This is a genomic window from Halomonas sp. H10-59 (genome assembly GCF_040070555.1).
GTDB classification, from domain to species: domain Bacteria; phylum Pseudomonadota; class Gammaproteobacteria; order Pseudomonadales; family Halomonadaceae; genus Halomonas; species Halomonas litopenaei.
This window is the reverse complement of record NZ_CP098828.1, coordinates 4,246,984-4,260,471: the sequence shown is the minus strand read 5'-3', so window position 1 is coordinate 4,260,471 and position 13,488 is coordinate 4,246,984. Positions and strand designations below refer to the sequence as shown.

Sequence of the window (13,488 nt, the reverse complement as noted above, 5' to 3'; positions counted from 1 at the left end):
CCTTTTGATCCACCGCCTCTTTTCCCCAGTGCAGCGCCCCCCGACCCTGACGGAGGCGCTGGTATCGCTGATCGCCCTGGTGGTCGGCATCGGCGTGTCCATCGTCGTCTACGGCCTCGATCCGCAGATTCCCATGTTGCTGGGGGTGATCGTGGCAAGCCTGGTGGCGTTGCGCTGCGGCTACCGCTGGGACGATATCCAGGAAGGCATGGTGCGAGGTATCCACAACGCCCTGCCGGCGCTGATCATCCTGATGGTGGTGGGGGTGCTGATCGGGGTGTGGATTCAGGCCGGGGTGGTGCCGACGCTGATCTCCTATGGCCTCAAGCTGCTGTCGCCGACGATCTTCCTGCCGGCGGCGGTGGTCATCTGCGCCATCTCATCGCTGGCGACCGGGTCGAGCTGGGGCACCTCCGGCACCCTGGGGGTGGCGCTGATGGGGATCGGCGGTTCGCTGGGGATTCCACTGCCGCTGGTGGCCGGGGCGGTGCTGTCCGGGGCCTACTTCGGCGACAAGATGTCGCCTCTGTCGGATACCACCAACCTGGCGCCGGCCATGGCCGGTACCGACCTGTTCACCCATATCAAGCATATGTCCTACACCACCGGGGTCAGCATTGGCCTGACCCTGGTGATCGAGATGGCGCTGAGTCTTTACTACTCGGGCACGTCCGGCGGGCTCGAGCGGGTCGAGGTGATGCAGCAGACCCTGGCGGCGCACTATGTCATCAACCCGGTGCTGCTGCTGCCGCCCTTGCTGGTGCTGTTCGTGTCCTACAAGCGTCTGCCGGCGATACCCGGCATCACCCTGGGGGTCATCGCCGGTGGACTCTGTGCACTGGGCATGCAGGGGGCCGACTACGCTGAACTGATGCAGGTGGCCTTTGGTGGCGTGACCTCCGATACCGGTGTCGAGGCGGTGGACAGCCTGCTTAGCCGCGGCGGCCTGAACTCGATGTTCTACACCATCAGTCTGGTCATCGTGGCGATGATGTTCGGCGGGGTCATGGAGCGCACCCAGCAGCTCAGGACCATCGCCGAGACCATTCTGAAGGCGGCAAGGACCCGGGGCTCGCTGATCCTGTCCACGGTGCTGACGTCGATCGGCGCCAATGTGGTGCTGTGCGATCAGTACATGGCCATCGTCATGGGCGCACGCACCTACGCCGAGGCCTACCGAGAGCGGGGACTGGCGCCGGAGAACCTGTCCCGGGCGGTGGAGGATTCGGCCACCGTCACCGCCAATCTGGTGCCCTGGAACTCCGGCGGCGCCTACCAGGCGGCGACGCTGGGGGTCGCGACGATTGCCTATCTGCCGTTCAACTTCTTCTGCTGGCTGTCGCCGCTGGTCACCGTGCTCTACGGCTACACCGGCTGGACGATCAAGCCGTTGGCAGCACCCGAGGATGACGCCACGCCAGCGGTACCAGGCGCCAAGGATTGAAGACAGCGCCAAGGGGGCGGTGGCGCGGCCGCCCGGCGAGAGGGGAGGCGGGACGGGTTTATCCAGTGACCGCCTCCATTGCCGCCGGCACATCAAGGATCAGTGGCTGATCATCCAGGGGCGCGCAGACGGAAAGGTCTTGTGACCGTCGGCGGTGTAGAACAGCCTGGGCTTGTCGCGCGGTCGATGCCGGCAGCCGCCGTCCTGCTCGCTTGCGTGGTTGCCGTGGCGTGGCTCATGGGTCGCGCGTTCATTTCTGTCCATGGCCTGACGACGCTCCGGCGCCATGTCGAGCAGCCCCGGTGACACCAGCAACACCCTTGGTGCCAGGTCGCCGCACTCTGGGCAGGGCTGGGTATCGCCGCTGGCATCCATCGCGACCAGTTCATGAAACAGTCCGTGCTCAGGGCACTTGTAGTCGTAGACGGGCATCTGTCAGCTCCTCCTCAATGGTCCTTGTCCGATGCCTGGTCCGAGGCCTTGTCGGGCGCCAGCGGCAGGTCCTTGCCGTCGACCTGCTTCGTCGGGCCATCGGCACCGGGCTTGATGTCGAAGTCGAAGATATCGGTGGGTAGCCAGAGCGTGGCGCAGGCGTTGGGCACGTCCACCACGCCGCTGATGTGACCCTGGGCCGGCGCGCAGCCGAGCAACGAATAGGCCTGGGAGCGGCTGTAGCCGAACTTGGTCAGGTATTCGATTGCGTTGAGGCAGGCCTGACGGTAGGCGATGTGAACGTCGAGGTAGTGCTGCTTGCCCTGCTCGTCGACGGAAATTCCCTCGAAGATCAGGTAGTCGTCGTAGCGCGGAGCGATCTTCGACGGCTTGAAGATGGGGTTCTTGATGCCGTACTTGGCCATGCCGTCCTTGATCAGCTTGACCCTCAGGTGGATCCAGCCGGCCATCTCGATGGCGCCGCAGAAGGTGATTTCTCCATCACCCTGGCTGAAGTGCAGGTCGCCCACCGACAGACCCGCATCCTTGACGTAGACCGGGAAGTACACCGTCGAGCCGCGAGACAGGTCCTTGATATCGCAGTTGCCGCCGTGCTCGCGTGGCGGCACCGTGCGGGCACCCTCGGCGGCGGCGCGGTCGCGGGCATCACCGTTTAGCTTTCCCATATGGGCGGTGTCGGCGTAGGGCAGGTTGACCAGGCCCGGCACACGGTCAGGGTCGCTGTCGTAGAGCGTCTTTTCGCGTTGGTTCCACTCCTCGAGCAGGGGCCGGGACGGCAGGGTGCCGATCAGGCCGGGATGGATGAGACCGGCGAACTCGACGCCAGGAATATGACGGGAAGAGGTCATCATGCCGTTGAAGTCCCAGATCGACTTCTGGGCCTGGGGGAAGTGCTCGGTCAGGAAACCGCCGCCGTTCTGCTTGGAGAAGAAGCCGTTGAAGCCCCACTGGCTGTCACCAAAGGCACCGATGTCGAGGATGTCGACCACCAGCAGGTCGCCGGGCTCGGCCCCTTCGACGCCCACCGGACCCGACAGAAAGTGCACTTGGGAAAGGTCCACGTCGCGCACGTCCTCGGCGCTGTCGTCGTTGTGGATCTGCCCTCCGGTCCAGTCGTGACACTCGATGATGAAGTCGTCGCCAGGCTTGACCATGGCGGCCATGGGGATGTCCGGATGCCAGCGGTTGTGCACCTGGGCGTTGTCGTAGGGGGATTGGTGCAGATCGATCTTGATAAGAGTATCGGCCATGATGCGCGTGCTCCCGTGAAGACGATAAACGAGTGACCCCGTGGTCGACCCGTTGCTTCACTATCGGAAACATTTGCTCGACTCACCATGAGGTGGGCCAGGTGATGCCTAGATTGTCAGACCCTGTGCCAAGACACCTGACGCAAGAAGCGAAAAAAAGCGCCACCGGCGGTGAACCGCAGGTGGCGCCTTTGGTCAGGTCTGATCGACGATCAGCCCGTCAAGAGATCAGCGATGGCAGCGTCGGTCTGCCGGTCTACTGATCCCACTTCGGTGCGAAATCGGGGCTGGCGACACGCTCGCCCCTATCCAGCTTGGCGATGGCGTCCATGTCCTCTTGGGACAGCTCGAGCTTCAGCGCCTCGAGATTGCTCTTGAGGTTCTGCTCCTTGGTCGAGGAGGGGAAGGTCGGGATACCGAGCTGGTTGAGCCAGGCGATGGCGACCTGGGCCGGATTGGCGCCATGCTTCTCGGCGATGGCCTTGAGCGTCTCGTCCTCGAGCACCTTGCCCACGGCCAGCGGCATGAAGGCGGTGGGGATGATGCCGTGGCGTTCGCAGTGGGCGATCAGTTCGCGGTTCTGCAGGAAGGGGTGGACCTCGATCTGGTTGGTCAGGATCTCTCCCTTGCCGAGGATATCCACCGCCTGATCGATGTGCGCCTTGGTGAAGTTGGACACCCCAATGTGGCGCGCCTTGCCGGCGTCCTTCACTTCCTTGAGGGCGGTCAGGTAGTCGCGCATGGGGACTTCATCGTCCGGCGACGGCCAGTGGATCAGCAGCAGGTCGACGTAGCCGGTGCCCAGCTTGGACAGGCTCTCCTCGACGCTTGCCTTGAGTGATACCGGATCCAGACGATCCCACCACACCTTGGTGGTCAGGAAGATCTCGTCGCGGGGGACCGAACTCGCTTCGATGGCGGAGCCGACCTCGGCTTCGTTGCCGTAGAACTGGGCGGTATCGATATGCCGATAGCCAAGCTTCAGCGCGGTGGTGACCGCGTGACGCAGGGTGTCGCCCGTCAGGCGAAAGGTACCGAGACCGGGGTTGGGGATAGGCTGAGACATCTTGGCTCCATTGTCGTGGCGAGGCCCGCACAGCGGGACCCTGGATTCCTTTGTCACCGGCAGGCCGGTGTTTTGCCGATACGTGCTTCGATGTGTCGTTAATGACATGCGGGGAGACCCTTGCGACTTCAAGGGTTCGTCAAAAAAATTTAGCAGGCGAAGCAATAATGCGACAGCCACGAGGCTCTTCCGTTCGCTCGGTGGCTGTCGCGGGACGCGGGTCGCGGGTCGCGGGCTTCAGGCGCTGGCCAGGCGAGCGGCGCGACGCTGATCGAGCCTGCCGGACAGCCGGGTCAGTACCAGCGCCGCCAGCACGATGATGGCGCCGATCCAGGCGGTGTCGGTCAGTGCGAGGTGCGTGACCACCTGGCCTCCGACCACCGAGCCCAGCGCGATGCCGATATTGAAGGCAGCGATATTGAGCCCTGAGGCCACGTCCACCGCTTCGGGCACATAGCGTTCGGCCAGCTTGACCACGTAGACCTGCAGCCCCGGCACGTTACCGAAGGCGAAGGCGCCCCACACCAGGATCGTCAGCACTGCCGCAATCGGGTGGACGGCGCTGGCGCTGAGCACCAGCAGGATGGCGACGAGTCCGGCAAAGATCAGGGTCAGGGCGGGGATGGGGCCGAGACGGTCGGCCAGCCTGCCGCCATAAAGGTTACCGATGGCCACCGAGGCGCCGTAGACCAGCATGATCAGGCTGACCATGGACGGCGCGAAGCCGGTGGTCTGCTCGAGGATCGGGGCGAGGAAGGTGAAGGCGGTGAAGGTGCCGCCGTAGCCCAGGATGGTGATGGCGTAGACCAGCAGCAGTCGCGGATGTGTCAGTACTTTGAGTTGCTGACCCAGCGTCGCCGGAGCCGAGCGCTTGAGGTTGCCAGGAATCAGCAGGGCGCTGCCGATCAGGGCGAGCAGGCCGAGCGCCGAGACCACCAGGAAGGTCGCGCGCCAGCCGAAGGTCTGGCCGATCCAGGTGCCCAGCGGCACGCCGGTGACCAGCGCCACGGTCAGGCCGGTGAACATGATGGCGATGGCGCTGGCTTCCTTGTCCTTGGCGACCAGGCTGGTGGCAATGGTGGAGCCGATCGAGAAGAACACGCCGTGGGCGAGGCCGGTCAGTATGCGGGCGGTGATCAGCGAACCATACCCGGGGGCCTGCCAGGCCAGTAGATTGCCGGCGATGAACAGCATCATCAGGCCGAGCAGGACCCACTTGCGATTGAAACGGCCGGTCAGGGCGGTCAGTACCGGTGCCCCTACCGCGACACCGGCAGCGTAGAGGCTGACCAGCAGTCCCGCAGAGGGCAGGCTGACGCCCAGGTCCTGGGCGATGGTGGGCACCAGTCCGACGATGACGAACTCGGTGGTACCGATGGCGAAGGCGCTGAGGGTCAGCGCAAATAACGCGATGGGCATCTGTTTCTCCTGTAGAGATGGCGTCGTCTCGGGAGACGACTTGACGACGCGGAGTCTGGGGGAGGAGACTTTTGCGATAAACGCGTCCAATCGAGAAACACCTTTGTCGATATCGAGACAATTGCGCGCTAAACAGAAACGAGATAAACAGAAACGAACTCAGCAGCGCCGAACCGAACAGGAACCGCAACGATGAAGACCCGCTCAGAAGATCTGGAACTGCTGCTGGCGGTGGTCGATAGCGGCGGCTTCAGCGCCGCCGCGTCGCGTCTGGACGTCCCGGTGGCGCGGGTCTCCCGGGCGGTGCAGCGCCTGGAACAGCGCCTCGAGGTCCCGCTTTTAAACCGCACCACGCGAAGCGTCGCCCTGACCGATGAAGGCTGTCGCTTTATCGAGCAGGTGCGCGTCGGGCTCGAGCGCTTGATCGCCGCCGAAGAGTCGCTGGCGCTGGGACGCGGCGAGCCCCGCGGGCGCCTGCGAGTGGATGCTGCCAGCCCCTTCGTGCTGCATCAGCTGGTGCCTCTGGTGGGAGAATTCCGTCGTCGCTATCCCGGTATCGAGCTGGAGCTCTCCGCCAGCGACGGCATCATCAATCTGCTAGAGCAGCGTGCCGACGTGGCCATTCGCATCGGTGCCCTGGCGGACTCCACCCTGCATGCCCGGTTGCTGGGGCGCTCGCGACTGTATCTGGTGGCGAGCCCCGCCTATCTCGAGCGGGCCGGACGGCCAGCCTCGGTGGCGGAGCTGGCCGATCATCAGCTGATTGGCTTTCTCGCGCCGACAGCGCTCAATCGCTGGCCAGTGGAGGGCCTGGACGAGGAGATCACGCCCACGCTTGCGACCTCCAGTGGCGAGGTGATGCGAAACCTGTGCCTGGCCGGGGAGGGCATCGCCTGCCATTCGAACTTCATGGTGGGCGATGATATCGCCAGCGGACGCCTCGAGGTCATCTTGCCTGACGCCATGCGCCACGGCGGTCCCCGGGAACTGGTGCAGGCGGTGTACTACCGTAATACCGCCCTGTCTGCCCGCATTCAGGCGTTTCTCGATGTTATCCAGCCCAGGCTGCGGCTGTAGTGGTAGGGCCTGGGGCAGCGATCAGGATACGATCTCCCGGCGCAGACCGCGTCTGATCTCAAGGTTCAACCCTCCGGTGACGCGGATGGCCCCGCTGGCGACCATTTCTCCCTTGCGAGTTCGAGAAACGTCCCGACAGCGGGGTTCTTGTCCTGGGTGTTCCAGGCAACACATAGCTCGGCCATCGGTGGTGGCTCCATGTCCAGTGGTCTTAGCACCACGTCCTCGAACTGAATACGCGAAGCGGCCTGCGGAACCAGCGCCAATCCCAGTCCTGCCGACACCAGGGCGACCACGGTGTGCAACTGGGTCGCCGACTGCACGACGTCTGGCCTCACCCCACGGGCGTCCAAAAGATCGTGTGCCAGGCGATTGAAATAGGACGCTGCCCTGCTGTCGAAACTGATAAAGGGCACTCGATTCATGGCGCTGACGGGAATGCTGTCCCGTTCGGCTAGTGGGTGGTTGGCAGGAATGGCCACGACAATGGGCTCGACGTGAATGGTCTGTACGTCAATATCCGGGTGGTCGGCGGGGGGTCTGATCAGACCAATATTGATGTCGGATTGGCTCAGGGCAGCCAGTTGATCCCGAGACACCATTTCTCGGACGTTCAGCTCTACCGCCGGGTAGCGCCGCTTGAACGCCGCGATAAGCCGTGGCAACAGGCCAAGCACGGATGCGGAGGTAACCGCGATAGTGAGATGACCCGCCTCGCCTCGGGCGGTCAGACGTGCTTTCTGCAGAGCCGAATCGGCTTGGGAAAGTACCGCCCTGGCATGCTCTAGCAGTACTTCACCGGCCGCAGTGAGCTTGATGGGACGGTGCCCTCGAACGAACAGCGGTACGCCCACGTCTTCTTCCAACTGACGTATCTGCATGCTCAGCGGCGGCTGGGTCATGCACAGCCGCTCTGCGGCCCGACCAAAATGCAGCTCTTCTGCGACGGCGATGAAGTATCGAAAGTGTCTGAGCTCCAGCATATTGTTGCCCTTTGATACTTTCTGCGAATGATATGGTCATTAAATATATATTGTAAGTATTTTTGTGTCCCTACTACCTTTCGTTGAACCACTACGAAAGGGACGCCTGATGACTACCATTCAGCCTTCACAAGCAGAGCGCAGGGTCGTGCGGCGCGCGGACCACCAAGGCTGCTCAGAAGCCTTTATCGACTGCCGCATCCCAGGATCGATGCCAAAGTACAACTATGCCTTCATCGGCGGAGGGGTGTCGCAATCCAACAAGCAGGTGATCAATCTTCAGGAAGCTCATGGCTTCAATATAGGTGGCGCTGCCATGCCCAATGGCGTCACCAACAATCTGCACCTGCACTTCACCGCGGAAGTATTCATCTGCTTCTCCGGGGAGTGGACCTTCCGCTGGGGCGTCGATGGAAAGGAAGGCGAGTTCACCATGGGCGAGGGAGGGATTCTCTCTGTGCCCACATGGATCTACCGCGGCTTTACCAACACCGGCCCCGACGACGGTTTTCTCTTCACCTGCCTGGGGCAGAACAAGACCGGTGGTGTTATCTGGAGTCCCGATGTCATCCGACAGGCCAGAGAAACGGGATTGGCGCTTGCTGCTGCCGATTCCAAGCTGGTCGACCTGAACGCGCTTGAAGGCGAGGCGTTGCCCGAGCTGCTCGAGCCAATGCCCCAGGAAGATATTGACCAACTCAAGCGCTGGTCTCTGGAGGACATGCGCGCACGGGTGACATTGGAGGAAGACCTTGTCTGGTCCGACCGGCCGACCCTCGACTCGGTGCTGCCCGGTGGTCGGAAAAGGCTGGCCAGTGTGATCGGCCACGGCCTCACGGAAGACCGCGATCAGCAACCGCGCGTGTTCAACCCCCACGGCTTTGCCATGGCGTGGCTGGAGGCCGAGCCGGGGGAAGGGCTGCTGGCCCACCGTCACCATGACAGTCAGGTCTTTCTTGTACGCCATGGCGAGTGGGAGGTCGCCTTCAATGGCGAGGCTGATGTCACCACAAGATTGGGTGAATGGGACCTGGTGTCAGTGCCCGCCGGGGTCTGGCGCTCATTGAAGAACATCGGGACTGATTGCGGCCGAGTGCTGGTCATCACTGGCTCCGATGCCCGGACGCAACTGGAGTGGTCCCCCGAGGTTGTCGAGCAGGCAGAGGCCGCTGGCTACGCCCTGGATCCAAACGGCTACGTTGCGTCGACCAGCACCATCGCCTTGCGTGCCTGATAAGGAGTTCCATCATGCGTCACAACGGTTTGAAGCAATTGGCAAGTCAGCGTACCACCGCGATCAACGCCTGGCTTTCCAGCGATAGCGGTTACGTTGCCGAGGTACTGGGTCACTGCGGGTTTGATGCCGTCACGGTGGATCTTCAACACGGTCAGTTTGGTATCGATGCGGTTCCCCGCCTGCTGCAGGCTATCTCCGCCACGCCCGCGATGCCGTGGGTGCGCTGTAGCGGAAACGATATGGCCGAGCTCAACAAGCTGCTGGATATGGGTGCCTACGGCGTCATCTGTCCGATGATCGAAACCGTCGAACAAGCTCGGCAGCTGGTCAGTGCCACCCGTTACGCGCCGCTGGGACGCCGAAGCTTTGGCCCCGCTCGTGGACTGTTGTACGGCGGCTCCGACTACCTGGCGCATGCCAACGAAGAGGTGCTGGTGCTGGCGATGATCGAAACCCAGGATGGCTTGAAAAACGCCGAAGATATCCTGCAGGTGCCGGGCCTGGATGGTATCTACATAGGCCCGAACGATCTGGCACTGAGCCTGGGGATCTCACCGGCAACCCCCTGGCAGGAGTCCGTCCTGGCAGATCACATTCATGACCTGCTGGAGCTTTGCCAACGGTACGAAAAATACTCAGGCATTTTCTGTGGCGATCTGGCCATGGCCCATGCGATGCAGTCGGCGGGTGCGTCCCTGGTAACGCCTGGCAATGATACGCAGCTGATGCGCAGCGAAGCGATGCAGCGTATTCAGATGCTGAGAGAGGCTAGCTGATGAGTGTCCTGCCACTGGTGCTGTTGCCGGGGACCCTTTGCGATGAACGGCTGTGGGCTCGAATGCTGTCGTTCATGCCTGACGCCGTCGAGGTGGTGACGCCCCGCTACGGCAAAGGCAGCAGCATGACCGAGGTGGTGGCATCGCTCAGAAAGGAGCTTCCGGCCCGATTTGCATTGGCCGGGTTTTCACTGGGCGGACTGGCGGCGTTAGAACTGGTGCGTCAGGCGCCTGAGTCAGTCGACCGTCTGGCGCTGATCTGCAGCCATGCCCAGGCCGATACTCCAGCAGGGAGCCAGGCTCGTCAGGACCAGCTTGAGCTGGCCAGGAGCCGTGGTCTCGAAGCGCTGGTCAGCGAGCAGTTTGTTCCTGCCGGCCTTCGCGCTTCGCATCCGGGATATTCAGAGAGTGAAAGGCTGATACGACAGATGGCGATCGACACCGGCCTCCAAGGGTTTGAGCGGCAGACCTTGATGGCGATTACTCGAAGAGATCAGCACGACGTATTGGCAGCGTTTTCTCGTCCAACTCTGCTCTTGGCCAGTACAGGTGATGCATTGTGCTTGCCAGAGAAACCAACATCTGCCGACGCCGCGTCACCCACAAGTCGACTAGTGTGGGTGGAAGGCGCGAGCCACTACTTGCCATTGGAGCAGCCTGAAAGTGTCGCCGAGGGATTGGCTCGATGGCTACGCCAGGCTGAATGACATCACGCTGTCACCTCGCTTCCAGCGATATATCCCCCCAGGCAGTATTGCCGCCAGGTGGGAAGTTATAAATAGCTTACGCTTTACGGAGAAAATAATGAATAAAATACTCACGTCAGTTCTCATGTCTTCCGTAATATTGGCCGCCTCGTCGGCCCATGCAGAAGTCATCAGAATCGCTCACGATAATCAGGCCGACACGCCTCTTCATAAGGCGCTGGTGAAATTCAAGGAGGATCTCGAAGCCGAAGAAGTGGATCTTGGCGTCGAGATATATGAGGGCGGTCAGCTTGGTGGTGTCGCCGAGGTGACCGACATGGTGCAAAACAACAATATGCAGATGACTGCGGCAGCGTCTGTTCTGCTTGCACCCTATATTCCCGAGTTCAATGTGCTGGATCTGTTTTTCCTGTTCGACGATGAAGAGCATGCCCATCGGGTGCTGGACAGTGAGGACGGTGGTGAAGCCTTGCTCGATGTGATGACGTCGCGGGGTTTGCATGGTCTGGGGTTTGGTGAGGTCGGGTTTCGTCATATCACCTCCAACCTCGGCCCCATCGATAGCGAGGAAGCGCTGGGTAATGTGCGCTTGCGCTCCGCCAACAACCCGATGCAGATAGCTGCCTGGGAGGCAGTGGGGGCGACGCCAATTCCGCTGGCCTGGGGCGAAATTTATACGTCATTGCAGCAGAACCTGATCAATTCTCAGGAAAGCGCGGCGTTTTCGGTAAAGTCTCAGCGCTTTTATGAGGTTCAGAGCCATATGACGATGTCTGGCCACATCTACACCAACTTTGTCTGGTTCATGAACGCCGAATTCTATGAGGGTCTGACGGAAGAGCAGCAGCAGGCCGTCGAGGTAGCGGCTGATCAGGCGATAGCGTATCAACGTGAACTGGCGATGGAAGCCAACAATCAGGTCATTGGCGAACTGGAAGAACTTGGTGTCGAGGTGTCAGAGATGCCTGATTCCTTGAAGGAAGTCATGGCCGAACGCATGAACGGCGCCGTGCGCGAGCAGCTTCGGGATCGTACAGGCCCTGAACTGTTCGAGCAGATGGTGGACGCTGTTGAACGCTTGCGGTAACTGCCGCCGACATGCGGTCACGGTGTGACCGCTTCGGAGAAATGCCGTCATGACGGCTGGGTTTGATGGATCGGTTGCCGGTGGTGACAGGCGTCCTTGAACCGATGTCGAGCATCTGGTCCTGGGGCGCGGCGATAGATCGTTCAAGCCATGATTGTTGGTGTTTCTCTGTGCCGTCTTCAGGAGAATAAAGATGAAGATCATGGCGTTGTTGCGTGCCTTCGACAGGCACTTCGAGCCGGTGCTTATCGTCATCGGTGTAACACTTATCACTTTTTTTATTTCGCTGCAGATAGTGCTGCGTGTCTTCGACAATCCCATCAGCTGGGCCGAAGAACTCTCACGCTACCTGTTCGTCTGGGTAATCTATTTAAGTATCAGCTACGCCATTAAAGACGATCGACATATCAGGATAACCGCGGCCATCGCCTTGCTGCCGAAGAGGGGACAAGTGGCTTGTTTGATCCTGGCGGATATGATTTTTCTGGTGTACTCCGTCTTGGTGGTCTATTACGGCGCAAACATCATTGAGCGAAGCCTCGAGCTGGGCCAGATATCCTCCGGGCTCGAGATCCCTGTCGCCATTCTGTACGGGTCCATTGTTCTCGGTGGTGCCTTGAACGTGATCCGGCTGCTGCAGAAGATTTCCCAACGTCTCAAGGAACGGCACGCTTCGCCCACCACGGAAGGAGCCTTGTCATGACGGCCACCTTGCTGTTCGGTTCATTTCTGGGATTGCTGGTGGTGGGGGTTCCCATCGGTATCGCGCTTGCGGTTGCCAGCCTTATCGTGATCTATAGCCTGCCGTTTCTTAATCCGGATTTTCTTTTTCAGGGGCTGGTGTATGGGTTGAACTCTTTTCCTCTGCTTGCCGTCATCCTGTTTACCCTGGCCGGAAACATCATGAGCCGTGGCGGTATCGCCAATCGTCTGATTCGTGTTGCGGAGCTGTTTCTGGGGCGGGTGACGGGAGGCTTGGGTATCGTTGCCATCGTGGCCTGCATGGTGGTTGCCTCAATTTCGGGTACAGGCTCGGCGACGGTAGCGGCGATCGGACTTGCCATGATTCCTGCCATGGTTCAGAAGGGATACGACCGTGCCTTCTCTGGCGCTATTGTCGCTTCTGCCGGGGGGATTGGTGTCATCATTCCTCCTAGTGTGGTGATGATCGTTTATGCCATCACCGCGCAGGTATCGGTGACCGATATGTTCCTGGCGGGGATTCTGCCTGGCATCATCATCGGCGTAGCGCTGATGGTCTATACCTATATCCAGTCCAGGCGTCATGGCTACCAGGGGTCGGATACCAAGTTTTCCAAAGCGGAAGCGCTGCAGATTCTCCAGCAGGGCATATTGCCCCTGCTGATGCCGTTCATCATCCTTGGCGGTATCTATTCCGGCCTGTTTACACCCACCGAGTCCGCGGCCGTTGGCGTGGTTTACGGACTGGTGCTCGGAGTGTTCGTCTATCGCGAGATAAAGCCACAGGATCTCTACGGAATCATCCTACAGTCGGCGCTGCTGGTGGGTGCCGTGCTGGTGATCGTTGGCGCCTCGACGGCCTTCGGTCGAATCCTCACCATCGAGAGAGTCCCGACCGACATTGCCAACTGGGTGCTCGGCGTTACGGATAGCAAGGTTCTGATACTACTGGCTATCCTCATGCTGCTATTGGTGGTGGGCACCTTTATGGAAACGCTGGCGGCGATTGTCATCCTGACGCCGCTGCTGCTTCCTATTGTCACGTCGCTAGGGATGTCGCCGGTGCATTTTGGTGTCGTGATGATCGTCAACCTGGCCATCGGATTCGTCACCCCGCCACTGGGGGCGAACCTCTTCATGGCCTCTCAGGTCGGCCAGGTAGAGATCGAGAAACTGTCCCGTGCGGTGATTGGTTTCATCTTTGCCATGATCATTGCGCTGTTGATCATCACCTTCGTGCCGTGGTTCTCGCTGGTCATACCGGAGCTGAGGACTGGTTAGTCGACT

At 61.0% G+C, this 13,488-nt stretch carries 13 protein-coding genes; 8 read left to right on the top strand and 5 right to left on the bottom strand.

Annotated features, from left to right (window positions below; all coding sequences use genetic code 11):
* The first annotated feature begins 4 nt into the window (after positions 1-4).
* On the top strand, positions 5-1,444 hold the full coding sequence (gene nhaC / locus NFG57_RS18480; protein ID WP_197037143.1) for a Na+/H+ antiporter NhaC: 1,440 nt from the start codon (positions 5-7) through the stop codon (positions 1,442-1,444).
* A gap of 99 nt (positions 1,445-1,543) precedes the next feature.
* On the opposite strand, the gene NFG57_RS18475 is transcribed toward nhaC, so the two are convergent.
* The 4 genes from NFG57_RS18475 to NFG57_RS18460 form a co-directional block, all read right to left on the bottom strand.
* Complete coding sequence (locus NFG57_RS18475; RefSeq protein ID WP_348814934.1) at positions 1,544-1,876, bottom strand: zinc ribbon domain-containing protein; 333 nt, start codon at positions 1,874-1,876, stop codon at positions 1,544-1,546.
* 14 nt (positions 1,877-1,890) lie between these two features.
* Entirely contained in the window at positions 1,891-3,147 is a 1,257-nt protein-coding gene (gene fmdA / locus NFG57_RS18470) for a formamidase (RefSeq protein WP_348814933.1), read from the bottom strand.
* A gap of 256 nt (positions 3,148-3,403) precedes the next feature.
* The gene (gene dkgB, locus NFG57_RS18465) at positions 3,404-4,213 is read right to left on the bottom strand and encodes a 2,5-didehydrogluconate reductase DkgB (RefSeq protein ID WP_045993672.1); all 810 of its coding nucleotides are present in this window, start codon (positions 4,211-4,213) and stop codon (positions 3,404-3,406) included.
* Positions 4,214-4,450: 237 nt separating this feature from the next.
* Positions 4,451-5,632 (bottom strand): MFS transporter, encoded by a 1,182-nt coding sequence (locus NFG57_RS18460; RefSeq protein ID WP_108133456.1) that lies wholly within the window; start codon positions 5,630-5,632, stop codon positions 4,451-4,453.
* Positions 5,633-5,824: 192 nt separating this feature from the next.
* Here NFG57_RS18460 and NFG57_RS18455 point away from each other — a divergent pair, with 192 nt between their 5' ends.
* Positions 5,825-6,709 (top strand): LysR family transcriptional regulator, encoded by an 885-nt coding sequence (locus NFG57_RS18455; RefSeq protein ID WP_045993670.1) that lies wholly within the window; start codon positions 5,825-5,827, stop codon positions 6,707-6,709.
* 65 nt (positions 6,710-6,774) lie between these two features.
* Here the strand turns inward: NFG57_RS18455 and NFG57_RS18450 are convergent, their stop codons facing one another.
* A complete protein-coding gene (locus NFG57_RS18450; RefSeq protein WP_108133457.1) occupies positions 6,775-7,692 on the bottom strand; it encodes a LysR substrate-binding domain-containing protein in 918 nt (305 codons plus the stop codon).
* 109 nt (positions 7,693-7,801) lie between these two features.
* On the opposite strand from NFG57_RS18450, the gene NFG57_RS18445 reads away from it, so the two are divergent.
* The 6 genes from NFG57_RS18445 to NFG57_RS18420 all read left to right on the top strand — a co-directional run bounded on the left by NFG57_RS18445 (position 7,802) and on the right by NFG57_RS18420 (position 13,482).
* Entirely contained in the window at positions 7,802-8,926 is a 1,125-nt protein-coding gene (locus NFG57_RS18445; RefSeq protein ID WP_108133458.1) for a cupin domain-containing protein, read from the top strand.
* 14 nt (positions 8,927-8,940) lie between these two features.
* On the top strand, positions 8,941-9,705 hold the full coding sequence (locus tag NFG57_RS18440) for an aldolase/citrate lyase family protein (RefSeq protein ID WP_108133459.1): 765 nt from the start codon (positions 8,941-8,943) through the stop codon (positions 9,703-9,705).
* On the top strand, positions 9,705-10,412 hold the full coding sequence (locus NFG57_RS18435) for an alpha/beta hydrolase (RefSeq protein ID WP_108133460.1): 708 nt from the start codon (positions 9,705-9,707) through the stop codon (positions 10,410-10,412). The genes NFG57_RS18440 and NFG57_RS18435 overlap by 1 nt, the downstream gene beginning before the upstream one ends.
* Positions 10,413-10,509: 97 nt before the next feature.
* Complete coding sequence (locus tag NFG57_RS18430; protein WP_348814932.1) at positions 10,510-11,499, top strand: TRAP transporter substrate-binding protein; 990 nt, start codon at positions 10,510-10,512, stop codon at positions 11,497-11,499.
* A gap of 193 nt (positions 11,500-11,692) precedes the next feature.
* Positions 11,693-12,202, top strand: a complete 510-nt coding sequence (locus NFG57_RS18425) for a TRAP transporter small permease (protein WP_108133462.1) — start codon at positions 11,693-11,695, stop codon at positions 12,200-12,202.
* Positions 12,199-13,482 carry a TRAP transporter large permease gene (locus tag NFG57_RS18420; RefSeq protein WP_108133463.1) on the top strand — a complete coding sequence of 428 codons (1,284 nt, stop codon included), beginning with the start codon at positions 12,199-12,201 and terminating at the stop codon, positions 13,480-13,482. Before NFG57_RS18425 ends, NFG57_RS18420 begins: the two co-directional genes overlap by 4 nt.
* Positions 13,483-13,488 lie beyond the last annotated feature (6 nt).